The sequence below is a fragment of the Streptomyces yangpuensis genome (assembly GCF_024666385.1).
Classification (GTDB): Bacteria; Actinomycetota; Actinomycetes; order Streptomycetales; family Streptomycetaceae; genus Streptomyces; species Streptomyces yangpuensis.
Genome location: NZ_CP102515.1, coordinates 217,571 through 242,673, shown reverse-complemented (window position 1 = coordinate 242,673; position 25,103 = coordinate 217,571). Strand labels below are relative to the sequence as shown.

Annotated in this window: 21 protein-coding genes; 19 read left to right on the top strand and 2 right to left on the bottom strand. The window is 71.9% G+C overall.

Annotated elements, in window-relative coordinates:
• Positions 1 to 525: 525 nt before the first annotated feature.
• From NRK68_RS34975 to NRK68_RS34940, 8 genes are all read left to right on the top strand, one after another.
• Positions 526 to 810 (top strand): PqqD family protein, encoded by a 285-nt coding sequence (locus NRK68_RS34975; protein WP_257858211.1) that lies wholly within the window; start codon positions 526 to 528, stop codon positions 808 to 810.
• Positions 811 to 924: 114 nt separating this feature from the next.
• Positions 925 to 3,552 (top strand): helix-turn-helix transcriptional regulator, encoded by a 2,628-nt coding sequence (locus tag NRK68_RS34970; RefSeq protein ID WP_308296353.1) that lies wholly within the window; start codon positions 925 to 927, stop codon positions 3,550 to 3,552.
• 270 nt (positions 3,553 to 3,822) lie between these two features.
• Positions 3,823 to 5,070, top strand: coding sequence for a ParA family protein (locus NRK68_RS34965; RefSeq protein ID WP_257858210.1), 1,248 nt, complete (start codon positions 3,823 to 3,825; stop codon positions 5,068 to 5,070).
• Positions 5,067 to 6,152: a ParB/RepB/Spo0J family partition protein gene (locus NRK68_RS34960; RefSeq protein ID WP_257858209.1), complete on the top strand. Its 1,086-nt coding sequence runs from the start codon at positions 5,067 to 5,069 to the stop codon at positions 6,150 to 6,152. Before NRK68_RS34965 ends, NRK68_RS34960 begins: the two co-directional genes overlap by 4 nt.
• 573 nt (positions 6,153 to 6,725) lie before the next feature.
• Complete coding sequence (locus NRK68_RS34955) at positions 6,726 to 7,844, top strand: bifunctional DNA primase/polymerase (RefSeq protein WP_257858208.1); 1,119 nt, start codon at positions 6,726 to 6,728, stop codon at positions 7,842 to 7,844.
• A gap of 2 nt (positions 7,845 to 7,846) precedes the next feature.
• Positions 7,847 to 9,376, top strand: a complete 1,530-nt coding sequence (locus NRK68_RS34950; protein ID WP_257858207.1) for a DNA primase family protein — start codon at positions 7,847 to 7,849, stop codon at positions 9,374 to 9,376.
• Positions 9,373 to 9,759: a DUF6009 family protein gene (locus tag NRK68_RS34945; protein ID WP_257858206.1), complete on the top strand. Its 387-nt coding sequence runs from the start codon at positions 9,373 to 9,375 to the stop codon at positions 9,757 to 9,759. The genes NRK68_RS34950 and NRK68_RS34945 overlap by 4 nt, the downstream gene beginning before the upstream one ends.
• Before the next feature lie 97 nt (positions 9,760 to 9,856).
• On the top strand, positions 9,857 to 11,329 hold the full coding sequence (locus tag NRK68_RS34940; protein WP_257858205.1) for an FAD-dependent monooxygenase: 1,473 nt from the start codon (positions 9,857 to 9,859) through the stop codon (positions 11,327 to 11,329).
• Between the two features lie 28 nt (positions 11,330 to 11,357).
• Here the strand turns inward: NRK68_RS34940 and NRK68_RS34935 are convergent, their stop codons facing one another.
• On the bottom strand, positions 11,358 to 12,029 hold the full coding sequence (locus NRK68_RS34935; protein WP_257858204.1) for a ScbR family autoregulator-binding transcription factor: 672 nt from the start codon (positions 12,027 to 12,029) through the stop codon (positions 11,358 to 11,360).
• Positions 12,030 to 12,153: 124 nt separating this feature from the next.
• On the opposite strand from NRK68_RS34935, the gene NRK68_RS34930 reads away from it, so the two are divergent.
• Positions 12,154 to 13,002, top strand: coding sequence for an NAD(P)H-binding protein (locus NRK68_RS34930; protein ID WP_257858203.1), 849 nt, complete (start codon positions 12,154 to 12,156; stop codon positions 13,000 to 13,002).
• Between the two features lie 57 nt (positions 13,003 to 13,059).
• Here the strand turns inward: NRK68_RS34930 and NRK68_RS34925 are convergent, their stop codons facing one another.
• The gene (locus NRK68_RS34925) at positions 13,060 to 14,058 is read right to left on the bottom strand and encodes a ScbA/BarX family gamma-butyrolactone biosynthesis protein (RefSeq protein WP_499403613.1); all 999 of its coding nucleotides are present in this window, start codon (positions 14,056 to 14,058) and stop codon (positions 13,060 to 13,062) included.
• Positions 14,059 to 14,474: 416 nt separating this feature from the next.
• Here NRK68_RS34925 and NRK68_RS34920 point away from each other — a divergent pair, with 416 nt between their 5' ends.
• From NRK68_RS34920 to NRK68_RS34875, 10 genes are all read left to right on the top strand, one after another.
• A complete protein-coding gene (locus NRK68_RS34920; protein ID WP_257858200.1) occupies positions 14,475 to 15,098 on the top strand; it encodes a ScbR family autoregulator-binding transcription factor in 624 nt (207 codons plus the stop codon).
• Positions 15,099 to 15,478: 380 nt separating this feature from the next.
• Positions 15,479 to 16,312: an AfsR/SARP family transcriptional regulator gene (locus NRK68_RS34915; protein ID WP_257858199.1), complete on the top strand. Its 834-nt coding sequence runs from the start codon at positions 15,479 to 15,481 to the stop codon at positions 16,310 to 16,312.
• Positions 16,313 to 16,400: 88 nt separating this feature from the next.
• Positions 16,401 to 17,102 (top strand): ScbR family autoregulator-binding transcription factor, encoded by a 702-nt coding sequence (locus tag NRK68_RS34910; protein ID WP_257858198.1) that lies wholly within the window; start codon positions 16,401 to 16,403, stop codon positions 17,100 to 17,102.
• Positions 17,103 to 17,135: 33 nt separating this feature from the next.
• Complete coding sequence (locus tag NRK68_RS34905; protein WP_308296352.1) at positions 17,136 to 17,888, top strand: phosphopantetheine-binding protein; 753 nt, start codon at positions 17,136 to 17,138, stop codon at positions 17,886 to 17,888.
• Between the two features lie 32 nt (positions 17,889 to 17,920).
• Positions 17,921 to 19,828 carry a beta-ketoacyl [acyl carrier protein] synthase domain-containing protein gene (locus tag NRK68_RS34900; protein WP_257858197.1) on the top strand — a complete coding sequence of 636 codons (1,908 nt, stop codon included), beginning with the start codon at positions 17,921 to 17,923 and terminating at the stop codon, positions 19,826 to 19,828.
• Complete coding sequence (locus tag NRK68_RS34895) at positions 19,825 to 20,646, top strand: 4'-phosphopantetheinyl transferase family protein (protein WP_257858196.1); 822 nt, start codon at positions 19,825 to 19,827, stop codon at positions 20,644 to 20,646. The genes NRK68_RS34900 and NRK68_RS34895 overlap by 4 nt, the downstream gene beginning before the upstream one ends.
• Positions 20,647 to 20,715: 69 nt before the next feature.
• Complete coding sequence (locus NRK68_RS34890) at positions 20,716 to 21,639, top strand: MBL fold metallo-hydrolase (protein WP_257858195.1); 924 nt, start codon at positions 20,716 to 20,718, stop codon at positions 21,637 to 21,639.
• A gap of 107 nt (positions 21,640 to 21,746) precedes the next feature.
• Positions 21,747 to 22,517: a thioesterase II family protein gene (locus NRK68_RS34885; protein WP_257858194.1), complete on the top strand. Its 771-nt coding sequence runs from the start codon at positions 21,747 to 21,749 to the stop codon at positions 22,515 to 22,517.
• Positions 22,514 to 23,779, top strand: a complete 1,266-nt coding sequence (locus NRK68_RS34880; RefSeq protein WP_257858193.1) for a beta-ketoacyl-[acyl-carrier-protein] synthase family protein — start codon at positions 22,514 to 22,516, stop codon at positions 23,777 to 23,779. The genes NRK68_RS34885 and NRK68_RS34880 overlap by 4 nt, the downstream gene beginning before the upstream one ends.
• Positions 23,776 to 25,077 carry a ketosynthase chain-length factor gene (locus tag NRK68_RS34875; protein WP_257858192.1) on the top strand — a complete coding sequence of 434 codons (1,302 nt, stop codon included), beginning with the start codon at positions 23,776 to 23,778 and terminating at the stop codon, positions 25,075 to 25,077. The genes NRK68_RS34880 and NRK68_RS34875 overlap by 4 nt, the downstream gene beginning before the upstream one ends.
• Positions 25,078 to 25,103: the final 26 nt, after the last annotated feature.

The window sequence follows — 25,103 nt, the reverse complement described above, 5'->3', positions numbered from 1 at the left end:
CGGCAGGGCCGGGCAGGCTCGTACCGGAGCGCGCCGGAGGGGTTGGGCGGGGCGTACGGGAAGTGCGCGGGCGGGCCCTGTCCGGCCGCCGGACACCGCTTTTCCCACCGGAAACCTGCAAGACCCCCCGGTCTTCTTCTTCCCTTCCGGCACCGGGTATTCGGCCATCTGCCCGGCGGCGGGGGCGAGCGAGGGAGGCAGCGGGCGCGGGGCTCCGGGGCGATCCCGGGTCCACCGAACCCGCCGGAGGCATGGCCCGGGTCCGCCCGGACGGCTGCGCCCGGAACCCGTGTCCCGCCGCCCGGCGGGGGCGGCTTTCCGGCCACGGGAGGGCGGTTCGGCCCACCCGACGAGCCCCTAGCCCGGGCCTGGCCGTCCAAAGGGGTGGACCCGGAGGAACCCCAGATTGCGGGCGTGACCATGGATCCGTCCCGGTTTCCGTAATAACTTGACACTTCCTCGACCGGCATGGAGGCCGGCGCTGAAGCAGGCATTCCGCTGGGAGGGCCGACGCAGGAGGTGGCTGTGCGGATCCGACCCACGCCTGGGGTGCAGGTCGCCTCGGTGGACGCGGATGGCCGCCTGGAACTCAGGGCGGATTCGGGCGACGGCCCGCACCTGTACCGGTGCGGGCCCGTGGCGACCGCCATGTGGATCGCGCTGCGCCGCAACGACGGCGACGCCGGGGCCGCCGCGTCCCTGCTCGCCCAGATGTGGGACATCGAACCGGACCATGCCCGGGCGGATCTCGACATCTGGGTGGAGGACATGCGCGACGCCGGTCTGCTGCGCGCCGAACCCTCCCTCTGACCCCTGCGGGCAGCCCCGTCCCCGAGCGCGTCACGAGCGTTTCTCAGGCATGCCTCCGCAGTCGTTCGAGGTGCCCTGTAGGGGGGTCTGTGCACCCTGTAACCCGGATGAGGGGTGGACCTTCGACCACGGGGGCGGGTAGTGAAACTGGTGGGCCGGAAATCGGTGATCGGGACGTTGGACGCCGCGCTGGCGGACTGCGTGGCAGGACGTTCTCGGATCGTGTGGATCGAGGGCGCGGCGGGGTGCGGCAAGAGCGCGCTGGCCGATGCCCTCGTCGAGAGCGCGGCCGAGGCGGGGGCGACGGTGCTCTCCGCCGTGGCCTCCCCGGACGAGCGGGCGGTCCCCCTGGGTGTGGTGCGCCAGCTCCTCCACGGCGAGCAGTTGTTCGCCCTGCCGCGGCCGGCCGGGGGGAACGGAACTCCCTCGTGGGCGGAGGCCCTGCGGGTGTTCTGCACCGAGGTGCGGGAACTGAGCCTGGACGCCCCGGTGGTGGTGTGCATCGACGATGTGCAGCACGCCGACGTCGAGTCGCTGCACTACGTGCAGTACCTGGCCCGGCACGCCCGTTCGGCGGCCGTCCTGGTGGTACTGACCGGATCCGCGCATGCCGAGACCCTGGACGCCGTGTTCACCACGGAAGTCATGCGCCAGCCGCACTTCCGCCGGGTTCGGCTGTCCCTTCTGACCGCCGACGAGGCCGCCGCCGTCCTGGGCGGGGAGGCGGACCCGCTGTGCACGGAGCTGCACCGCATCAGCGGCGGCAATCCGCTGCTGATGCGCGCCCTGGCAGAGGAGCGGGACCACCGCCCGGCCCCGGCCGAGCCGTTCGCGCCGGAGCCGGGCGGTCCGTACGCCCAAGCCCTGACCACCTGCCTGCACCGCACCGGGCCCGTCGCGCTCGGCATGGCACGCGCCCTGGCCCTGCTCGGCGAGCAGGGCTCCGTCGAGCGGGCCGCGCGCCTGTTGGAGATCGACCTTCCGACTGCCCGCCGGGCGGTGGCCGCGCTGGAGGCGGCCGGACTGCTGAAGGACGCCCGCTTCCCGCACCCGGGCGCGACGGGCGCCGTACTGGAGGACGCGGGCGCCGTCCTGCGGGGCGAGATGCACCGGCGGGCCGCCCAGGTCTTGCGGGAGGACGCGGGGCCCGCCACGGCCGTCGCAGCCCATCTGCTGGCCTCGGCCGATGAAGGCGCCACGGCGGTTCCGCCGGTGACTCCGCACGAGGTCGAGGTCCTGCGCGAGGCCGCCGAGGAGCTGCTGACCCGTGACGACGCGCGGGGCGCGGCCCGGCTCCTCGAACTGGCCCTGCATGCCTGCGAGGAGATGGGGGCCGGGGGCACAGAGCAGGACAGGGCGCAGCGTGCCGGGCTGCGGCTGCGCATGGCCCGGCTCACCGCCCGGTTCGATCCGACGGCGGCCGAACGGCAGCTGACGGCGCTGCTGGACCCGCGGTCACCGGACCGGCCCGCGCCCGAGCAGATCCAGCAGCTGGCCGGCCTGCTGCTCACCCAGGGTCGGGTGGCGGAGGCCGAGGAGCTGGCGAGCGGTACGGAATCGCCCGGCGCCTCCCCGCTGGACACGGTGCTCGACTCCCCCGCCGCCGTGAGCGAGCGGCTGCTGCAGTCCGCCCGGCTCACCGATGCCACGCTGACCCCGCTGGCGCGGGCCGTACGCTCCCTGGTCTGCTCCGACCACCCGGAGCGGGCCGTGCCCTGGAGCCGGAGGCTGCTGGAGGAGGCCCAGCGGGCCGAGGCCCCGGGCTGGACCGCCCTGTTCGCCACCCTGTACGCCGAGGCCCTGCTGCGGCTGGGCGATCTGCGCGGGGCCCGTACGTACGCCACGGCGGCCCTGGAGGCCCTGCCGGAGAAGAACGGCATCTTCCCCTGCGGCCCCACGGCGGTGCTGATCCGGGCCTGCACGGCGATGGGCCAGTACACGGAGGCCTCGCGGCTGGCCGACCGTCAGGTGTCACCGCGACTCCTCGCCACCCTGCCGGGCCTGAGTTACCTGCGGGCCCGCGGGGTCTATCACCTCGCGGTCAACCAGCCGCATGCGGCACTGGCCGACTTCCTGGAGACCGGGCGGCTGTTGGAGAGCTGGAACATCGACCGTCCCGCCTTCCTGCCCTGGCGCACGGACGCGGCGGAGGCCCTGCTCCGGCTGGGCGAGGACCGGCAGGCCGAGCAGCTGGTACTGCAGCAGTTGGCCCTGCCGGACGCCCGGCGGCCCTGGGTGCGGGGCATCTCCCTGCGGCTGCGGGCGATGACCGGCGAGCCGAAGTGGCGCATCACGACCCTGGGCCAGGCCATCGACGAGCTGCACCGTTCCGGGGACCGGCTGGAGGCCGCTCGCGCCATGGCCGAACTGGGCCGTGCCCTGCAGGCCGACGGCGCTCCTGCCAAGGGCAGCGCGATGATCCGCACGGCGTGGAACCTGGCCAAGGACACCGAGGCGACCGCGCTGTGCAAGGAGATCCTCCCCGACGCGCCGCTGACCCCGGAGCGGACCGTTCCTGCCCCGGCTGAAGGAGAGACCCGCACCAAGCTGAGCAGTTCCGAGCAGAGGGTGGCCACCCTGGCCGCGCAGGGACTGACCAACCGGGAGATCTCCGCGAAGCTCTATCTGACGGTCAGTACGGTCGAGCAGCACCTCACCCGGGTCTACCGCAAGCTGCAGATCAGCTCACGGGGTGAACTCCCCCTGGGCCTGGAGCGGGACCACAGCGCACCGCTCCGCTGAGACCTGATCCCGGACCCGGAAGCGGCAGGGGCCGCGGATTCCTTCGTGCCGCCTTCACGCCGGTGGCCTGACAGCCGCCGGGCACCTCGACGAACCGACCGCCAGTCGTAGCGCTCGCCGGGCCGTGGGGTCATCACGGCGTGACAGGTCGACGACGCCATCTCCCCGGGGCCTGCGGGCTATCACGGCGTGATAGCCCGCGGCGAGTTCGTAACCTTCCTAACGTGTCAATGGCTGAAGATGATCTAGTGCGTTAGTACAGTGACGGCCATGACGTCACCCGACACGGGTGGCGACCGCGAAAAGGTCGTCACCAAGCTCACCAGCACGCTGCGGCAGGAACTCAAGATCCGCGCCGCCCTCCACGGCCTCGACATGCAGGACGCCGTCGAAGCCGGCATCACCGCCTGGCGCGCCCTCGCCTCGAACCCCGCAGCCGTCGACACGGCAGGCGCGGAGACGTACTCCACCTTCCTTCCCGAAGGCCTGTGGAGCGGCTTCCGCGGCGACTGCAAGGACCGCGGAGTCTCCCTCACCCAAGGCATCGCCCAAGCTGTCCGGCTCTGGCTCGACAGCAACCCCGCCCCCGAGGTGATGCGCCCCACGACCGTTCGGCGCATCATCGTCTGCAACCAGAAGGGCGGGGTCGGCAAGACCGCCATCACGGCCGGCCTCGGCGAAGCCCTCGCCGAGGACCCAGCGGCCCTCGTCCCCGTCCGGGTCTCCAAGCACTTCGCCGCTCGCCTCGAGGATGACGAGAGAGCGGACGACCCGTTGGCTCTCGAAGACCTGCCCGGTCTCGGCCAGCGCGTCCTCCTCGTCGACTTCGACCCCCAGGGTCACCTCACCAAGCAGCTCGGACACGAACCGCTCCCCATGGACGGCGACTCCCTCACCAACCACATGGCCGGCGAGGCCAAGGGCGAACTGCGGGACCTCGTCGCCGCCGTCGACGAGGACCGCTTCGGCGAAAGGCTCCATCTCCTGCCTGCCTGCACCGACGCCTTCCTCCTCGACGTCCGCCTCGCCGCCGTACGAGCCCGCGAGGCCGCCCTCGAACGCGCCCTGCGAGCGGTCGAATCCGACTACGACGTCATCCTCATCGACTGCCCCCCGAGCCTCGGCCTCAGCATGGACGCCGCCTCCTACTACGGGCGCCGCCGTACGAACGAAGAGGCGGGCAACTCCGGGGCCCTCATCGTCGTCCAGGCCGAGGACAGCAGCGCCGACGCTTACGGCCTGCTCACCTCTCAGATCGAGGACATGCGTGCCGATCTCGCCCTCGACATCGACTACCTCGGCCTCGTCGTCAACCACTACGACGCCCGCCGCGGCTACATCGCGACGTCCTCCCTCCAGTCCTGGATGGACATAAAGGATCCGCGCGTCGTCGGCGTCATCGGAGACCTCAAGGAACAGAAGGAGGCCGTGCGCGCCAAGCGTCCCCTCCTCGCCTACGCGCCCCGCTGCGGACAGTCCGTCGCCCTCCGAGCCCTCGCCAGGGAGATCAGCAAGTGAGCAAGGCCAAGAACCTCGGCGCCGGCGCGTCCTTCGCACAGGCGCGTCCCATCAGCGCCCGCCGTGCCGCGATCGGTGCCGCCACCGCCGCACCCACCGCGGGCGTACCCGAACCCACCGAGCTGCCCCTCAAGCTGATCGGCCAGAACCCGGACAATCCACGCGAGGACCTGCGCGACCTGAACGGTCTGGCCGACAGCATCCGAGAGATCGGTCTCGTCAACTCCATCACCGTCGCCACCCGCGACGCCTACCTCGCCGAGCGCCCGGAACGTACCGGCGACGTGGTGGAGGATGCCCGTTACATCGTCGTCGACGGTCACCGACGGCTCGAAGCCGCACGCCTCGCCGGCCTGGAATCCATCCGCGTCAGTGTCAACAACGACCTGGTCTCCACGGACGAGTCGCTCCTCGAAGCCGCTTTCGTCGCCAACGTTCACCGCGTCGACATGAACCCGCTCGAACAGGCCTACGCCCTGCAGAGGCTCGTCGAGTTCTACGGCTCCCAGAACAAGGCGTCGAAGCGGCTTGGGATCGGCCAGTCCACGATCTCCTCCAAGCTGTCGATCCTCGACCTCGCCCCCGACCTCCAAGCCGACCTGATCGCAGGCCGCCGCAAGGTCGAAGACGTCCGTAACCTGTCCAAGCTGACGCCCGAGCAGCAGCGTGAGAAGGCCGAGGCCCGTGCCCAGGGCAGGCTGAACAAGTCCGCGGACACCGCGGGGCTGTCACGCCGTGACAACCCCCAGCCCGAGTCTGCCCTATCACGCCGTGATAACCCCCGGCCCGCCGAGAGGATCACGTCGCCCGTACCCGTACCCGAGCCCCGGCCCGCCGCGCAGCCGTCGGAGGTCCTCGAGGAAGCACTGCCGAGCCTGCGCGGCGATGGTGCGGCTCTCATGGATTTCGTCCGGCAGTACCTGGACGCCGAACAGCGCAGTGCCATGCTGCAGCGGTACTTCCAGGTCACGAGCGGCGTCGAGGAAGTCGCCGAGGACCTCGGTCGCGGCCTTCCGCCGGAGCACCGACGCGACCTCGCCCTGATCGTGCGGCAGGTCTCGGTCCTGCTGGCCGGGTCCTGAGAGAGGGCGGCGGGCCGGCGTTCCAGGTGCCGCGGCGGCCGGTAGGTGTCGGTGGGACGTCCTGTGAGAGCGGCCTGGTACCCCATGCCGCTCGCCTCTCGCTCGAGCCCGGATCGAGAGAGGCTGGAACGGCCCAGTGGGGGGTGGGGGAGCGGCTGAGGGCGCAGCGACTGAACGCCAGCGACCGAGCGATGCTTCAGTCGCTCCGAAATCCTGGACGAATGCGCAGGTCAGAGGTAGTGAAGCGGATCGTCAGCGACTGAAGCGACTCAAGGTTCAGGTATATCGAGACATACGCGTGTGTGCCTGTGCGGGCGTACACCGTCATATATAGGGGGTTTGAGTCGCTTCAGTCGCTGTTCTCTTGCCGGAAAGGCTGTGAACTGGTGTTTTATGGTTCTGCGGACGAGCGACTGAACGAGCGTCAGTAGCTGACCCACCGGGTCGCTGGGTCGCTGGGACTCCTTGGCAAAGACGTACACATGTTCTGGCTCATATGCCTCTGCTGCCTCGGTGGTTTCGCTAACCTGACGTTCGGCGTTGAGTCGCTTTAGTCGCTGATGGGGGAAAAGCATGGCAGCTGAGCTGCGGGTTTCGCGCAGCGACCGACGGCATGACGTGAGAACTGTCTCGGGCGTGGCGCAGCCTCTGACGACTGCCCGGTGGTGCGCGCGCCAGGGGTGGCCGGTTCACCCTCTTGCCCCGGGCCGCAAGACCCCCGTGGGCAATTGCGAGGCGTGCCGCGCACCGGGCCATGACCGTGCGGGGTGCGACTGCCTCCGTGCCGGGCGCTGGTGCCACGGCTTCCATGCCGCCACGCTCGACGTCGAGCGCATCGGGCAGTGGTGGGGTGCCCGTCCGGATCTCGGCGTGGGTGTCGCCACCGGGCCCGCGGGTCTGGTCGTCATCGACATCGATGCGCACGCGCGTGAACTTCCCGGCCGTGACCGGCTGCTGCCCGGAGTCGGGATCTCCTCAGCGGTCGACCTGACCGGGCTGGCCAACGGCTTTCACACCCTGGGTGTGCTGGCGGCGTTGCGTGGCGCCGTCAGCCCGGCCGACGACGAGTCGACGCTGCGTGTCCGTACTCCCTCCGGGGGCATGCACGTGTGGTACCGCGACGATGCCGGCCGGCCCTGGCAGTGCTCCGCGGGATCGGGCAGCGCCCGCGCCCTCGCCTGGCAGGTCGACGTAAGGGCCCACGGCGGTTACATCGTGGCTCCGGGGACGGTGACCCCCGCGGGCGTGTACCGGCCCGTGGGGATCGTGCGAGTGCCTGCCGCGCTGCCCACGTGGCTCGCCGTGGAACTGGAGCGCACCGGGCACCTGCCTTCCGCCGACGCGGCGTTGCGCGGGCCCCGGTCCGTGCCGCCCCGCGCCCGCCAGGCGGTCATCGCGGCCGGCGGCGGCCGCGGCGTGGGGGAGAGGGTCCTGGCCGGCGTCCTCGCCGATGTCGCGGCATGCGCCGCCGTGCCCGAAGGCGCCGCGTTCACAGAGAAGTTGAACCGCGCCGCCTACACCGCGGGCGGACTGGTCGCCGCGGGGCACGTCACCGAGGCCGAGGCGACGCGGGCGCTGCACGACGCGGCCGAACAGGCCCGTCCCGGTCAGCGGCACCGCTGCCACGCCATCCTCCGTGGCGGGCTGAACGCGGGTCTGGCACGTCCGCTGCCGGTCGGGGGTCGCGTGTGAGCGTGGACAACGACCGAGTGCTGTCCGCCTTCGATGTCCAGGCCGTTGCCGCGCAGATCCTCGCGCAGCGGGTTCCGGCGCCCCGGCAGAACCACGTGCCGGCCGCCGCTGCGGCCGCCGAGGCCGGACGGGACACGGAGGGAGAGGCGACGGCGGAGGGGCTGCTGCCCGACACGCTCACCGACCGCGGCAACGCCAAGCTGTTCGTCAAGCTCTATCGCAACGACTACCGCCACGTTCCCGGTATCGGATGGTTCCGGTGGGACGGCACCCGCTGGCAGATCGACGAGGACGACGCCGTGATGTGGTCGGCCGGCGACCTGGCGGAGTCCATCGCCAGTACCGACCCGCGTGGCGTCTTCACACCGGCCGCGCTGCAGCAGCACCGCCGCCGCACCCTGAGCACCAGCGGAATGAACGCGCTGCTCACGCAAGCGAAGTCGGCCCCGGGCATGGTGCTCAACGCGGCGCGCCTGGATGCCGATCCGTACGCGCTGTGCACGCCCCGAGGCGTCGTCTGCCTGCGTACGGGGAACATCCGGCCCGCCGACCCCATGAAGGACTTCCACTCCCGGTCCACGTCGGCGGCGCCGCAGCCGATGCCCACGCCGCGCTGGAACCGCTTCCTGACGGACACCTTCGGCGAGGGGCCGGAGGGCGCGGAGATGATCGACTTCCTCCAGCTGCTGCTCGGCTACTCCGTCACCGGAGACGTCGGTGCCCAGGTCATGCCGTTCCTGTTCGGCTCCGGCAAGAACGGCAAGTCCGTCCTCCTCGACGTTTTGATGAAACTCCTCGGCGATTATGCGGACGCGGCGCCCCCCGGCTTCCTGATGTCGCGGCCGTACGAGGGCCACCCGACCGATCTGGCCGAACTGCACGGCCGACGCGTGATCGTGTGCAGCGAGGTCAAGCCGGGGGACCGCTTCGACGAGGCCCGGGTCAAGCTGCTCACCGGCGGCGACCGCATCAAGGCGCGCCGGATGCGGCAGGACTTCTTCAGCTTTGAGCCGACGCACAAGATGTGGCTGCTGGGCAACCACCGGCCCGAGGTGGGCACCGGTGGCTTCGCGTTCTGGCGGCGTATGCGGCTGATCCCGTTCGAGCGGGTCGTCTCCGACGACCGCAAGATCGACAACCTGGCGGACATCCTCGTCACCCAGGAGGGCCCGGGGATCCTCAACTGGCTCATCGAGGGCGCCCGTCGCTACCTCGGCGGCGACAAGGACCTCTCGGGTCCGGAGCGGGTTCGCATCGCGACGACGGCGTACGCCGAGACCGAGGATCACACCGGGCGTTTCGTCGGTGAGACCTGCAGCCTCGGGGCCGATCTGCGGGCGGAACAAGCGCAGCTCTACGCGGCCTACAGGAGCTGGTGCCAAAATGAAGGGGCTCCGGCGATCTCGTCCCGGGCCTTCGCGGCCCGCGTCCGTGAGGTGGTGGGGCTGGCATCACCGAAGGAAATGATCCTTTCCAACCAACGCAAGTACTACCCGGGCATCGGCCTGCTCGCGGACGAGGAGACAGCATGAGCGCCCTCATCGCAGAAGACGAGATCGTTCACGAGGTGGACCTCGTCTGGCTCGAGGACATCAGCCGGCTCGACTACGTCCGCCAGAGCCTGGACCGGCTGCCGACCCGGCGCGGCAAGCCCGCGTACCACCGTGACGGCCGGATGGTCGGGTACGCCCAGCTGGGGCCGAAAGCCAGGCCCTCCCGCTCGGGCGCGTTCCGGCGCCGGGTGTTCTGGCTGCTTCCCCACGACCGGGACACCGACCCCGCCGGGCTGTACGCCACGGGGGCCCCCGCCGAGGCCGTGGACGCACGGACGCTGGCGCCCGGCAGCAAGGGGTACAAGACGGAGCGCTCGGAGGGCGGCCCGATGTCGTCCGCGACGCGGGAACGGCTGCCGTAAACAGTACGCCGATCGGACTCTCGCTTCCCGACCGCTGGAAAAAAAACAGCACAGCCGGTATATTTTCAGCCAGGGGGAAGTCGGCCGAGGGGGAGGCATGGCTGTGCACGCGCAGGTCGTGGTCGTGGGCGGGGGGCCCGTCGGCATGCTCATGGCGGCCGAGTTGGCCGCATACGGGGTCGACACCGTACTGCTCGAGACCCGGGCCGAGGTGTCCGAGGGACCCAGGGCGACCACGCTCCACGCCCGGGCGGTGCAGAGCCTGGCCCGGCGCGGGTACCCGTACACCGAGGGCGGGGGAGCAGGCCGCTTCCACTTCGCGGGTCTGCCCGGGCTTGTCATCACAGCTCCCGAGGGCGAACCGGAACCGATCCTCAAAACCCCCCAGGCGGAGCTGGAACGGCTCTTCGAGGGGCGGGCACGGGAGGAAGGCGCGCGGATTCTGCGCGAGCACCGCGTGACCGAGGTCGTCCAGGACGACGGCGGGGTGCGGGTCGTGGCCGAGGGCCCGCGGGGTGCGGTGGTCTGCCACGCCGGATACGTGGTGGGCGCGGACGGCGCCCGCAGCACGGTCCGCGCGCGGACCGGCATCGACTCCGACACCCGTCCGGCGACGGTCTCCGCGCTGATGGGCACTGTGACGCTGCCGGACCCCGACGCGCTGGCCGACGGCTGGCGGCGCACTCCGCGGGGCTGGATCGTTGCCAAACGCGACCCGGAGGGCCGGACTCACATCCGCACGCTCAACTGCGCCGGGGCGCACGCCGACCGGCACCTGCCGGTGACCCTCGAGGAGTTCCGGCAGGAGGTGTCCTGGATCGCCGGGGAGGAGATCCGGATGGACGCGCCGCGCTGGCTCAGCAGGTTCAGCGACTTCGACCGCCTGGCCCGGACGTTCCGCGCCCGGCGGGCCTTACTGGTGGGGGACGCGGCGCACGTGCACTTCCCGATCGGCGGGCAGGGCCTGAGCACCGGGGTGTTGGACGCGCTGAACCTGGGCTGGAAACTGGCGCTCACGGTGCACGGCTCGGCGGGTGCGGGCCTGCTCGACACCTACGACCAGGAACGTCGGCCCCTGGCCCGGCGGGTCATCGACAACACGCGGGCCCAGCTCGCGCTGATGCGGCCCGGAGCCGAACTCGACGTCCTGCGGCAGGTGTTCGCCGGGCTGCTGGCGGCCGACGGCGAGCGCGGTGAGCTCAGCGGCATGATCAGCGCACAGGACACGGTGCTCCCTGATCACACCGGTGAGCGCTGCCCGGCAGCGGGAGCGTTTCTGCACAACGTGCCGCTGTCCACCGAGGCGGGCGAGACCGACGTGATCGGGCTGCTGCGGGACGGCCGGCCGCTGCTGCTGCTCCTCGGCGAGTCGGCCGAACGCTACGCCGAGCAGGCGCGGGACTGGACGGGCACCGTGCGGGTGGTGCGGGCGAAGGCCACCCCCGACGTGGCATACGAGGCGGTGCTGGTACGGCCCGACGGCTACCTCGCCTGGGCGGCGGGGGAGTGCGATCTGGCCGAGGCCCTGCCGGTGTACTTCGCCGAGGGCGCCCTCCTGGGGCGCCCCTGACGGTCGGGCTGGGCGGGGCCTCGGCGGCTCAGCCGGCGGCGTCGAGGACCTCCTGGTCACCGCTGGCCGCGAGCGCCTCGGCGTACACCGCGGCGCCTCGGTCCTCGGACAGGTCGAGCGAGGCGAGGACGGAGGGCACCACGGCACTGGGCAGCACGTGGCGCATCAGTGCGGAGACCCTGCCCACCAGGTCGCGATAGTCACTCACGGCCTGCGACATGGACTGGATACCGGCGAAGGAGCCAACGATGACATCGGCCGTCTCGGACGGCGAGATGTGCGGCATCAGCTCGCCCTGGGCCTGGGCCTGCTGGAGGAGTTCGAGGCCGACCTCGCTCCAGCGCAGGAACGGGCCGCTACGGTCGAGGCCCTCCGCCAGCTGGTCCATCGTCAGCCGTACGCCGGCGCGCACCATCGGGTCGGTCTGCAGGCGGTGGGCGTGCAGCATGACGACGTCCACGATCTCCTGCACCTTGGAGGCGCGGGGAGGAACGACGAACCGCTGGTCCTGCTCGGCGATCACACCCTGGGCCAAGTCCTCCTTCGACTCGAAATGGAAGTACAGCGCGCCCTTGGTCACCCCTGCCGCCTTGAGGATCTGGGAGATCGTGGCTGCTTGGTACCCGTGTTCTTCGAAGATCGTGGCCGCCGCCAGAAGGATCGTCTGACGCGTGCGGATGGCTCGTACCTGCTCAGCCACTCGGCCTCCTCCCTACCTCATGTCGTTGAGCATAAAAAACCGCCCAGTTCGTATCTTACAGCGGTCGGCGGTTCCCCCGCCCCGCATCTGCACGGGAAAAGCGCTGAATCAGAGAGGGAAGCTCATGATTCTTGTCACCGGTGCCACCGGCACCGTCGGGCGGGAAGTGGTCCGCCGACTCCCCGCTGACCTGGCGGTTCGCATCATGGCCAGGAATCCGCAGCGCGTGGTGGGGGCGGCGGAGACGGCCCGGGTCGTCCACGGGGATTTCTCGGATGCCGACTCGTTGAGGCAAGCGCTGAGCGGGGTGAGCATCGTGCTGCTGGTCACCATGCCCTACGGGCACGACGACGAGCGCTTCCTGCGGACCGCGCGGGCGGCCGGCGTACGGCGCGTGGTGAAGCTGTCCGCCGCGGCGGTCGCGGACAGCCGGGCCGAGGACCTGATCACGCGGCGGCAACGCCGGAACGAGCAACTGCTGCGTGGCTCCGGAATGGAGTGGACCCTGCTGAGACCCCGCTCGTTCATGTCCAACTCCCTCGCCTGGGCGCCGTCCGTCCGCTCGGACCGGGTGGTGCGAGCCCTGTACGGGACGTCGGCCAACTCCTGCGTCGATCCGCGTGATGTCGCGGAGGTTGCGGTGCGCACCCTTACCGAGGAAGGCCACGCGGGCAGGATCCACACGCTGACCGGGCCCGAGCCGATCACGGCGGTCGAACAGACGGCCCAGCTCGCCGGGTTGCTGGGACGTCCGCTGCGGTTCGAGGAACTGGGTCCCGAGGGGGCGCGGACCGCGCTGGGCGGACGCAACCACCCGCCGGCCGTCGTCGAGGCGCTCCTGGAGAGTGCGGAACGGCAGAGACAAGGGGCGAAGGTGCACGTGGACACGGCCGTTCCCACGCTGCTGGGCCGGCCGGCCGGGACCTTCCGCGGGTGGGCGCGGGACCATCTGGGTGCCTTCGCGGCCCTGTGACGGCCGGATCGACGGCCGGATCGGCTGCCGGCGGGCGGCAGCCGACGACGCCTCCGGTCAGCAGCCGTGCGACCCGGCGGTCACGAGGGAGGTGAAGACGACCGCACCGTCCTGACGGGCGGTCACCAGGACGCGCTCCCCGCCCCCGGGGGGCGTCGACAGCTTGACCGCCTCGATCATGCACGGGGAGTCGAGCTCGGCGTATCGCTTGAACTCGTTGGCGATGCTGAGCGGAAGGTAGGAGGAGCGCCCCAGCACGGACGCCGTGGCCTGGCGGGCCGCCTCGATCAGCACCATGCCCGGGACATGGTCGACCGGGTGCTCGAAGAGCACGGGGTGCCGCGTGTCCACCCGCAGCTGCCAGCGGGCCTGATCCGGGGTGGGCGAGAGGACGACGTCCATGGGCGACATGCGCCCGACGCTCTGCGGGGCCGCCGGGCTGATCAGCGGGAGCTGGTACCACCCGCCGCCGAGTGTGTGATCGCCGCGCACCCGCTCGTAGACCGCCGGCGCCATGCAGGAAAGGGAACCGCCCCCCGTGGCGACGACCTGGCCGTCGCGGTGCAGCACGGCGTCGATACGCAGGCCGGAAACGTTTTTGCCGCGCTGTTTGATCTCCGTGCACGTGACGTCGATGCTGAGTGCCGCCGGTTTGTACCCCATACGGAGGTGCTGCGGCTCGACCGCCAGGTCGAGGTCCCAGACGACGAATTGGTGGCCGAAGGGAACACCGAACTCGGCGTGCGCCAGCAGGATGCCGATCTGGCGGATCGTCTCGCAGCCGATCAGCGGATCATGGTAATCGCCCGCGACCGGGGTGAAGAAGCTGTGGCCGCGGGGCCACTGGGCGGATATGACGAAGTGGGTGTCGTCCACCCGCTCCCAGTCGGTGAGGACGACCTCCGAGACGGCGGACCGGTGCACCAGCTCCTTCGGCACGGTGGAGGTCAGGGTCGTGGGGAAGAAGCCGCCCGGCTTGATCGTGGAGCCCTGAGTATCCCCTCTTGTTTCCGCGGCGAATGTTGTCCGTTCAACGTGAAACGTGCTCGCAGACATTGCTCCCCCTGGGCGAGTGAAATGCGTTCGGAGCTCTTCCTGGCCCCGAAAACTACATACCATCCGGTTTAATTTCTAGTGCATTCAGCACCCTGCCACCAAATTTGGCGGAGGCGTCTATTCCGATTCACGCGTCGTCGCTGGTGAAATCGGATTGAGCTCCTCTGTACTGGGCAGACGCCCCTTTGCCCAGCCCTGGGACGCTCGAGCGCCGCACGAGCGGTTCTCCAGCGGGGCGACCGAAGGTGCGCCGACAGCCCTCCCGCGGACCGCGCGAGTTCCGGTTCAGGGAACTCTGGACAGAGGGCCCATATGAAACCGCACAGACGGTTTGTTACAGTGGGCCTTCTGATCGGGGCAGCACGCCGACCTGCCCTTCGGCAGGCGCGACGCCCCCTGCGATGACGGAGCGGTCGATGGTGAAACAGGAGCGCGCGGCGCGTACGCGTGAGGCTCTGATCCGTTCCGCGGCCGAGGTGTTCGACCAAGAGGCCTTCTCCACGGCATCGATCAGCGCGATCAGTTCGCTGGCGGGCGTGAGCAACGGGGCGCTGCACTTCCACTTCGCCAACAAGGCCGTCCTGGCGGAGGCCGTCGAGGAGGAGGCGCTCGCCCGGCTGCTGGCCGTCACCGACCGCGCGCTCCCGTCCGGTGCCAGCCGCCATGTGCAGCTTCTCGTCGACGTCACCCAGGGGCTCGCCGCCGCGCTCTGTGCCGACGTCGTGCTGCGGGCAGGCTTCGCGCTGAGCGGCGAGCTGAACCGCCCGCGCCGGGCCGGTCTGCGCGACCGCTGGCGGCTCTGGGTCCACGAGACGCTGCGACGGGCCGAAGAGGAAGGCGAGTTGCGTCCCACGGTGAGCGCCGGGGACGTGGAGACCGCCGTGGTCGCCGCCGCCGTGGGATTCGAGGTGCTCGGTGGCCGGGACCCGGCCTGGCTGTCGGCATCGACGGTCACCCGGTTCTGGCGGCTGTTGCTGCCGACGCTCGTGCCGGCGGTCCGTCTCGGCGGCCTCCGGGCCGAAGGGACCCGGCTGACGTAGGGCCGTAGGGACCCGGCTGCCGTAGGGCCGTAGGGCTCTTACGCAGGGTCAGGGCGCTTGGGTTCCTCGCACACCGTGCGGAGGGCCGGGGCGCTTTCGCGTATGCCGACGCCGGCAGCCCCGTGACGACCCGCCCGGAGGTTTCGATGAGATGACCGTCCGGTTTGTTTTTGCCGCTTCAGCCTTCCTTCTGGAGCGTCACATGCAGGGTTGCGGACGCCCTCACACCTGCGTCAGTAGCTAACTTCGCAGGTCAAGTGGATGCGTGAGGCCTCGTCAGAGCGGCTAGGCGCGAAAACAGCGCGGTCGGTTTTGGATTGACAAACCGCTGGTCCTGTTTTTTACTGACTGCGGCTCATCCACGGACAGGGGAGTACGGCGTGGACATCGAAGTACTGGGCACACTGGCGGTGCGGGAAAACGGAGTCTCCGTCACTCCGACCGCACCCAAGCCGCGACAGGTGCTGGCTCTGCTGGCGCTCCATGCCAACCAGGTCGTTCCCGTGTCGGCCCTCATCGAGGAACTGTGGGCGGGCGCACCGCCCCGCAGCGCCCGGACCACCTTGCAGACCTACGTGCTGCAACTGCGGGCCCTCATCGCCACCGCCCTGGAACAGGGCGCCGCCGACGGCGCCGCGGGCCGGCGTAACCCCAAGGACGTACTCGTCACGCTGCCGGGTGGCTACCTGCTCAACAGCGGCGGCGGCACGAGCGACGTCCGTGAGTTCGACCGGCTCGCCGGCATGGGCTACCGGGCCATGGACGCCGGCGACTTCCCGGGCGCCGCCCGGCTGCTGCGCCAGGCGCTGTCCCTCTGGTCAGGGCCGGCCTTCGCCGACGTACAGGGTGGTATCCAGCTGGACATGGAGACCCAGCGGCTGGAGGAGACCCGGCTGTGCGCGCTCGACCAGCGCATCGAGGCCGATCTGCGCATCGGGCGCCACCGCGAGCTGCTCGCCGAACTGACCGTGCTGGTCAGCCGGTACCGCACCCACGAGAACCTGCACAGCCAGTTCATGCTGGCCCTGCACCGCTCCGGCCGCCGCAGCGAGGCCCTCGACGTGTACCAGCGGCTGCGCGGCACACTCGTGCGCGAACTCGGACTTGAGCCTTCGGGCGCCCTGCGCAGGCTGCAGCGCTCGATCCTCATGGCCGGCCCCGAGACTCCTGTGGCGGCGGAGACCGGAAGCGACCGGCTCGTCCGCGTGGGCTGAGATGGCCGCACGCGACACCAGGCACGCGGCTGCGGCCGGCTCGCCGGTCCGGTCACGCGTCCGGACCACGGGCCGGGGAGGCAGCGCGGTGCAGGAGAGGTCGGAGCGGACCCGCAGGAAGCTCCTGCGGGCGGGGGCCGAGATGTTCCACCGCAACGGTTACGCGAACGCGACGCTCGGCGAGATCGCCGCGTTCGCGGGAGTGACCAAGGGGGCGCTGTACTTCCACTTCGCCTCCAAGGAAGAACTCGCGGAGGCGGTCCAGCAGCGCGGCTGCGCGCTGCTGCACGCGTCGGTGGACGCTCTGCGCACGTCCGGACTGCGTCCGCTGCAGACCCTGATCGACACGACACACTGGCTCGCCCGGAGCCTGCGCGAGGAGCCGGCGATCCCGGCCGGCTTCCGCATCGCCAAGGAGTGCGCCGGTCTCCAGGAGGTCGGCACCGACCTTCACCGAGTCTGGCTCGACGTGGTCTGCGAGCTGCTGCGGCAAGCCCAGGACGCCGGGGAGCTCCGCTCGGGCAACAGCTGGGAGAGCGTCGAATCCCTGGTGGCCGCGACGGCCTTCGGGATCGAGGCGATGGCCGGTACCGGCATGCCCCACGCCGAACTCCGGCGCCGGGTCACCGCGCTGTGGGCGGCGCTGCTGCCGAGCCTGGTGCCCGAGGGCGCGCAGACGCACTACCGCGTGGGGACGCCCGGAGCCGGCGGGCCGGTCCGCCGCGCGGACGGCGCCTCGGACGACGTGGAGAGACCGGTACCGGCCGGCGTCACCGGGAGCACCCGGTGAGCACCTGCCGCCGACGGCTTGGAGGAGCCAGCGATGACGAATGAACATCCCGCGGCTGTACTGACAGACCTCATCGAGGTGCTCGGCGACATCCTGCGGGTGGAGCCGGCGAAGATCGACCCCGACCAGACCTTTCCGGCCCTGGGTCTCGACTCGCTCCTCGTCGTGGAGTTCGTCGCCGTCGTCCGCAGGCGGTACGGCGTGCAGGTACGCGCCGCCGACCTGTACGACTACCCGACCCCGACGTCCTTCGCCCAGGAGATCACACGGTCGAGGAGCCGCCCCGCCTCCGCCCCCGCCGCCGCTCCCGTCCCCACCCCGGCTCCCGCGGGCGTGGCGCAGGGACCCTCGCCGGCGGCGCGGATCGCGGAAGTGCTGCGGCAACAGCTCGCGGCGATCCTGTGCTGCGACCCCGGCGACATCAACACCACCGCCCCGTTCAACCTGCTCGGGGTGGACTCCATCGTGGGCGCCGAGTTCATCGCGGCCGTCAACCAGACTTTCGGCCTCCGGGAGCGGGCCGTCATGCTCTACGAGCACCCCAACCTCGTGGCCATGGCGGCGTACATCGCGATCCGTACGGGCGAGCCAGCGCCGGCCCCCGCCTCCGCCCCCGCCCTTGCACTGGCCCAGGCGTCCGCCCCCGCCGCCTCCCGTACGGCCGCTCGTCCGGCCCCCGCCGCGCGGCCGCTCCCCGGCCGCGACCTCGACGTCCTGCTGGACGCGATCCGTGACGACCGGCTCACCGTGGACGAGGCACTCGTCCTGCTCGGCCGCCGCGGCTGAAGCTGTTCCACCCTCAGAAGGAGCCCGTCCAGATGGACGAGAAGGAAGTCCTGACCCGGTTCAAGAACGGCGGTCTGGGCCGGGCCCAGGCGGCTGCGCTGCTGAGCGGTGCCGCCGGCGCGCCCCGCGCCGCGCGCACTGCCACCGGTCCGGAGCCCGTCGTCTTCCACCTGCCGGACACCTGGCCGGACCGAGCCACCGACGGGCCGGCTCTCACCAACGGGCCGGCCCTCACCGACCGGCCGGCCCCGTCCCCGGCGCACCCGGGACACCCGGCGCCCGACCGTGCCACCGCCGCGCCGATCGCCGTCGTCGGGATGGCCGGGCGCTACCCCGGCGCACCCGACATCGACGCCTTCTGGCACCGGACGCGCTCCGGACACGGCAGCGCATCGGCGCCGCCGCCCGGGCGACCCGGTGCCGACACGGGCCACTACCTCGAGCGGGTACAGGACTTCGACGCGGAGTTCTTCGGGATCGACGCGCACGAGGCCGCCCTGATGGACCCCCAGGAACGGCTGTTCCTGGAGACCGCGTGGGAGGCCCTGGAGGACGCCGGGTGCACCGGAGGCCGCCTGGACGAGCTGACCGCCCCGGACGGGACACGGCGCAGTGTCGGCGTGTTCACCGGCGCCGGCAGCGGTGACTACGCGCTGCTCGCGGCCCGGACATGGACGCGCGAACGGCCCGTACTGATGCCCCTCAGCGGCCAGTGGAGCCTGCCCAACCGGCTCTCGGCCCTGCTCGGCCTGACCGGCCCCAGCCAGTCCATCGACACCGCGCAGTCCTCCGTCCTGGTCGCCGTCCACCACGCACTCGCCGCCCTGCACCGCGGCGAGTGCGCCGCCGCCCTCGTCGGCGGCGTCCGACTGCTGCTCCACCCGTCGAGCCGCCGCCCCGGCGCGGGCGAAGGAGTCGGCGCACTGCTGCTCAAGCCCCTGGAACGGGCCCTGGCCGACGGGGACACCGTCCACTGCCTGGTACGCGGCAGCGCCGTCGGCCACACCGCGCCCCACCCCTCCCACGGCACGGCGGCCGGACCCGGCCGCAGGCCCCGGACCACCGGCTCGGCGCACCTCTCCGAGGCCGGGCGCGAAGACGCCCCCGGACAGCGGGTGCTGCGCGAGGCCCTGCGCGCCGCCGGCGTGGACGCGTCGGCCGTCGCCGTCCGGGACGACGCGGACTCCGTACGCGCGCTCGTCGGAGACGCGGGCGCCGCCACCGGAGCCGCGGTCCTGACCCGGGGCGTCCTCCAACTGCGCCACCGGGTCCTGGCGCCCGGAGCCGGCCGGGCCGGGGCACAGACCTGGGAGACCGGGGCGAACGGCGAGGGCGCGGCAAGCGCGCCCCGCCGGATCTGCGTCGGCGCGCGCGGTCACGGGGGAGCGGACGCGCACGTGATCCTCGAGGAGTACGTACCCGCCACCGCCCAGGCACCCCAGGACCCGGCCTCCACCACCGGGGAGCTGTTCCTGCTGTCCGCACCCACCCCGGCGCATCTGGCCGCCACCGCCCGGAGGTTCGCCGATCTGCTCGGCGGCCCCGGGGCGGTCCCGACGCTCGCGGCGCTCACCCGCACCCTGCGCACCGGACGCGCCGCCATGGACTGCCGCTTCGCGGCCGTCGTCGGCGACACGGGCGAACTGGTACGGATCCTGGAACAGTTCGTCCGTGACGGGGCACCCTGCGCCGATCTGCGGGACACGGACCCCGACCCCCTCGGGCTCGGCGGCATACCCGAGACGGACGACTATCTCGCCGCCCTGTGGCAGGGCGGACACCTGCGTCAGTTGCGCGCGCTGTGGCTGTCCGGGCTCGACGTCGACTGGGCCGCACTCGAACGCACCCACGGGTCCGGCGCCGTGGCCGTACCACTGCCCCCCTCCGCCTTCCTGCGCGTCCCGCTCTGGCTGGGCGGCAAGGAGGAGACACAGGCATGACGGTGGTCCACCCCGACACGGCGGGGCCCGGCAGGTCCCGGCCGGACCCGGTGAACCTGTGGTTCTGCCCCAACGACGACCTCGCGCCCGAGATCGCCGCCACACTCGCCTCCTACTGGCTGGACGAGAACGAGCAGGAAGTCGCCGGGCGCTTCCTCTTCGAGCGCGACCGCCGGCAGTACCTGGTCGCCCACGCCCTGGTACGCCGGGTGCTGGCGCTGGAGACCGGCATCCCCGAGGCCGAGGCGGTGATCTGGCGCTCCTCGCGCGGCCGCCCGTTCCTCCAGACGCCCGCCGGCGGCCTGCCGCGCGGCACCGACACCCTCGACTTCAACCTCTCGCACGCCAACGCGTACAACCTTCTCGGCGTCTCCCGCGGCTTGCGCATCGGCGTCGACGTCGAGCGCCTGGACCGCGGCGAGCGCGGACTGGACAACATCATCGCGACGTTCTCCCCCGAGGAGCAGCACTGGATCGGCGAAGCGGCCCCCGGACGACCGCGGAGCCGGCGCGCGCTGCGCCTGTGGACGCTGAAAGAGGCGTACTCCAAGGCGCGCGGACTGGGACTCGGCCTGCCCTTCGACTCCTTCGCGTTCACCCTGGCCGAGGACCGCGGCGTCCTCGCCTTCCGGCCACCCACCGACGACCTGGCCGCCCGCTGGCGTTTCCTGGAGATCGAACCGGCGGCCGAGGTACTGGCGGCCGTCGCGGTCGAGGTCGACGCCGGGCACCCGCCCGCCGTCCATCTGCACCACGGATTCCCGTGGGGCCGCGCCGCACCACGCCGCCTGGTGCTGCCGGAGACCGCCGGAGTGTGACGGGCGACGCTCCCGCCGTACGTACACCGCGCACACCGTTCACGAGCCGGAAACGAAAAGAGGTACCCCGTGCCCACCGCCACCGCCCAGGGGCAGGCCGCCACCGTCATCGAGGTCGCCGACGGCGTCCACGCGTACGTCCAGCCCCCGGGCGGCTGGTGCCTCAACAACGCCGGCATCCTCACCGACGGCGGTCACAGCGCCCTCGTCGACACCGCCGCCACCGGGAGCCGGGCCCGGCACCTGCGCCGGACCGTCCTCGCGCTGGCGCCACACCCACCGCGCGCCCTCGTCAACACCCACTTCCACGGGGACCACACCTACGGCAACTCCGTCTTCCCCGAGGCACTGACCATCGGCCACGAGCGGACGCGCACCATGGTCCGCGCGGCCGGGCTGCACATGGCCGGCCTGTGGCCGGACGTCGACTGGGGCCACATCGACATCACCCCGCCCGAGCTGACCTTCCGCGACCGCACGACGCTCCACGTGGGCTCGGTCCGCGCCGAACTCATCCACATCGGCGCGGCGGCCCACACCACCGACGACACCATCGTCTGGCTGCCCGAACACGGCGTGCTGTTCACCGGCGACCTGGTGATGAACGGCGTCACCCCCTTCTGCGTCATGGGGTCCGTCGCCGGCTCCCTGCGCGCCCTGGACCAGCTGCGCGCCCTGGGCGCCGACACCGTCGTACCCGGCCACGGGCCGGTCGGCGGCCCCGAACTCCTCGACGCCAACGAGTCCTACCTGCGCTGGATCCAACAGCTCGCCGCGGAAGGCACCGCGGCCGGGGCGACCCCGCTCGACCTGGCCCGCGCCACGGACCTTGGACCGTACGCCGACCTGCTGGACACCGAACGGCTGCTCCCCAACCTGCACCGCGGGTACGCCGAGGAACAGGGCCTCCCCGAGGGGTGCCCGCTGGACGTCGGCGCCCTCTTCGCGGAGATGACGGCCTACCACGGCCGGCCCCCGGAGTGCCTCGCCTGAGCCCCGCGGACGCGCGACCCCGCGACCCTGCACGCCGATTCGAGCCTGTCTCGAGCAGGTTCGGTGAGGGTCGAACTCCACGGGGGTGCGTTTCCGGGAGGGCGGCGATGGGCGACAGGCAGACCGTGCGACTGCACTGTTTCGCACACGCGGGGGCCGGAGTGTCCTCGTTCCACCGATGGGACACGGCAGCCGGGCGCGGTGTGCGGACCACGCCCTGGCTGCTGCCCGGACGGGACCAGCGGCGCCGCGAACCCCGGCTCACCGGACACGACGAGCTGCTCGCCGACCTGAAACCCCTCTTCGAGCAGATCGCCGACGAGCCGGAAGCCCCGTACGTGCTCTACGGTCACAGCCTCGGCGCGATGGTGGCTCTCACCGTCGCCCAGGCCGTCCTGGAACGGGGGCTCACGCCGCCCGCGCTGCTGGCCGTCGGCGCCTGCCCGCCGCCCGACTCCCCGGCCCCCCTCGCCGGGGCCGCAGAGCTGACGGACGCGGAACTGCTCAGGGTCCTCGACGCGTTCGACGCACTCCCGCCCGGCGTACGGCCCGGAGACGTGTGGTTCCGCGTCGTCTTCCCCGTGCTCCGCGCCGACCTGCGGCTCGCGGCCACCCTGCGCACGGCCGCCACCGGGCCGACCGCGCCCGGCCCCCTCCCCGTACCCCTGCTCGCGGTCGCCGGCAGCGAGGACCCCCTCGCCGGCCCCGCAGCCACGGCGGGCTGGGACCACTGGACCACCGGACCGTTCGTACGCCGGACCGTACCCGGCGACCACTTCTTCGTACGGGGCGGCGAACTGCCCCGGATGCTCGGCAGGGCCGCCCGCATCGTGCTGCGCGGCCACCGCGACCGGACAGGACAGAGGGTAGGACGATGAGACGAGTCGTCATCACAGGCATCGGGGTCGTGGCCCCCGGCCGCCCGGGCACCAAGGAATTCTGGACGCTGCTGACCGACGGCCGCACGGCCACCCGTGCGATCACGCGGTTCGACGCCTCCGCCTTCCGCTCCCGGATCGCCGCCGAGGCGGACTTCGACCCGCAGGAGTCCGGGCTCACCGCCGAGGAAGCCGAGCGCCTGGACCGCGCCGCCCAGTTCGCCGTCGTCAGCGCCCGCGAGGCCCTCGCGGACAGCGGCCTGGCCGGCACGTACGACACCACACGCACCGGCGTCACCCTCGGCAGCGCACTCGGCTGCACCACCGGACTCGACACCGAGTACGGCGTCGTCAGCGAACAGGGCACCCTCGCGCTCGTCGACCACACCAAGGCCGTGCCCCACCTGTACGACTACTTCGTGCCCAGCTCCATGGCCGCCGAGGTGGCCCGTACCGTCGGCGCCCAAGGGCCCGTGGCGCTCGTGTCCACCGGCTGCACCTCAGGCCTCGACGCCATCGGGCACGCCGTCGACCTGGTCCGCGAGGGCAGCGCCGACGTCATGGTCACCGGAGCGGCCGAGGCGCCCATCACCCCGATCACCCTCGCCTGCTTCGACGCCATCCGCGCCACCTCGACGCACAACGACGCACCGGAGACCGCGTCCCGGCCCTTCGACCGCACCCGCAACGGGTTCGTCCTGGGGGAGGGGTCGGCCGTCCTCGTCATCGAGGAGTACGAGCACGCCCGCAGGCGCGGTGCGCACATCTATGCAGAGATCTCCGGATTCGCCTCACGCAGCAACGCGTACCACATGACCGGACTGCGGCCCGACGGTGCCGAGATGGCCGCCGCCATCACCGCCGCCCTCGACGAGGCGCGACTGCTGCCCGAACACATCGACTACATCAACGCGCACGGCTCCGGCACCAAGCAGAACGACAAGCACGAGACCGAGGCGTTCAAACGCAGCCTCGGACAGCGGGCCCACGAGGTCCCCGTCAGCTCCATCAAGTCGATGATCGGGCACTCGCTCGGTGCGATCGGAGCCCTCGAGGTCGCCGCCTGCGCCCTCGCCATCGAGCACGACACCGTCCCGCCGACGGCGAACCTGCACGAGCCCGACCCCGCCTGCGACCTCGACTACACCCCGCTCACCGCTCGCCGGCAGCGCACCGACGCCGTCCTGACCGTCGGAAGCGGCTTCGGCGGCTTCCAGAGCGCGATGATCCTGACCAGCCCGAGCCCGAAGGCGGACCGATGACCACCACGACCGCCCTGGCGCCGCACAGCCGCGCCACGACAGCCCCGGCCGCTGCCGCCCCGGCTCCGCACACCCGCGCCACGACCGCCGTCGTCACCGGCATCGGCGTCGCCGCACCCAACGGCCTCGGCACCGAGGCGTGGTGGGCCGCGACCCTCCGCGGTGAGAGCGGCATCCGCCCCGTGACCCTCTTCGACGCCGGCGGCTACCCCGCCACGCTCGCGGGCGAGGTGCCCGGGTTCGTCGACGCCGACCACGTCTCCAGCCGGCTGCTGCCCCAGACCGACCGCGTCACCCGGCTCTCGCTCGCCGCAGCGAAGGAGGCGCTCGACGACACCGGCGCCGACCCGGCACAACTGCCCGACCACGCCGCCGGCGTGGTCACCGCCAACTCCTTCGGCGGCTTCGAGTTCGGTCAGCGGGAACTGCAAGCCCTGTGGAGCAAGGGCGGCCGGCACGTCTCGGCGTACCAGTCCTTCGCCTGGTTCTACGCCGTCAACAGCGGCCAGATCTCCATCCGGCACGGCCTGCGCGGAGCCTCCGGCGTGATCGTCTCCGAGCAGGCGGGCGGCCTCGACGCCCTCGCGCACGCCCGCCGCCAGATTCGCAAGGGCGCCCGGCTCGTCGTCAGCGGAGGCATCGACTCCGCCCTGTGCCCCTGGGGCTGGGCCGCCTACCTGGCCGGTGGGGGACTCACCGACCGCGAGGACCCGGCACGCGCCTACCTGCCCTTCGACGAGGACGCGAGCGGCCACGTCGCCGGCGAGGGCGGCGCGCTCATCGTCCTCGAGAGCGAGGAGGAGGCGCGGCAGCGCGGAGCCCAGGTGTACGGAACCATCGCCGGGCACGCGGCCACCTTCGACGCCGACGGAGCCTGCCGGCTCGGCGCCGCCGCCGAACTCGCCCTCGCCGACGCGGGCCTGCACCCCGACGAGGTCGACGTCGTCTTCGCCGACGCCGCCGGCGAGCGTACGGCCGACCGGGCCGAAGCGGAGGCGATCAGCGCGCTCTTCGGCCCCTACGGCGTGCCCGTCACCGCTCCCAAGTCGATGACCGGGCGGCTCGCCGCCGGCGGCGCGTCCCTCGACGTCGCCGCCGCCCTGCTCACCCTGCGGGACCAGATGATCCCGCCGACCGTCGGCACCGCGCTGCCGGCCGAGGACTGCCCGCTCGACCTGGTCACCGGAGCCCCCAGCCCGAGCATGGGGCTGCCGCTGCGCACCGCACTCGTGCTCGCCCGCGGCCACGGCGGCTTCAACTCCGCCGTCGTCGTCCGAGGTCCCGAAACCATCGCCTGACCGACCGCCACACCGAGGAGAAGAGA

Bases quoted from the DNA above. Each gene is read 5' to 3' on its own strand.
- NRK68_RS34965 (WP_257858210.1), top strand. From the start codon at position 3,823: ATGACGTCACCCGACACGGGTGGCGACCGCGAAAAGGTCGTCACCAAG.
- NRK68_RS34955 (WP_257858208.1), top strand. From the start codon at position 6,726: ATGGCAGCTGAGCTGCGGGTTTCGCGCAGCGACCGACGGCATGACGTG.
- NRK68_RS34945 (WP_257858206.1), top strand. From the start codon at position 9,373: ATGAGCGCCCTCATCGCAGAAGACGAGATCGTTCACGAGGTGGACCTC.
- NRK68_RS34940 (WP_257858205.1), top strand. From the start codon at position 9,857: ATGGCTGTGCACGCGCAGGTCGTGGTCGTGGGCGGGGGGCCCGTCGGC.
- NRK68_RS34930 (WP_257858203.1), top strand. From the start codon at position 12,154: ATGATTCTTGTCACCGGTGCCACCGGCACCGTCGGGCGGGAAGTGGTC.
- NRK68_RS34925 (WP_499403613.1), bottom strand. From the start codon at position 14,058: ATGTCTGCGAGCACGTTTCACGTTGAACGGACAACATTCGCCGCGGAA.
- NRK68_RS34920 (WP_257858200.1), top strand. From the start codon at position 14,475: ATGGTGAAACAGGAGCGCGCGGCGCGTACGCGTGAGGCTCTGATCCGT.
- NRK68_RS34905 (WP_308296352.1), top strand. From the start codon at position 17,136: ATGACGAATGAACATCCCGCGGCTGTACTGACAGACCTCATCGAGGTG.
- NRK68_RS34900 (WP_257858197.1), top strand. From the start codon at position 17,921: ATGGACGAGAAGGAAGTCCTGACCCGGTTCAAGAACGGCGGTCTGGGC.
- NRK68_RS34895 (WP_257858196.1), top strand. From the start codon at position 19,825: ATGACGGTGGTCCACCCCGACACGGCGGGGCCCGGCAGGTCCCGGCCG.
- NRK68_RS34885 (WP_257858194.1), top strand. From the start codon at position 21,747: ATGGGCGACAGGCAGACCGTGCGACTGCACTGTTTCGCACACGCGGGG.
- NRK68_RS34880 (WP_257858193.1), top strand. From the start codon at position 22,514: ATGAGACGAGTCGTCATCACAGGCATCGGGGTCGTGGCCCCCGGCCGC.
- NRK68_RS34875 (WP_257858192.1), top strand. From the start codon at position 23,776: ATGACCACCACGACCGCCCTGGCGCCGCACAGCCGCGCCACGACAGCC.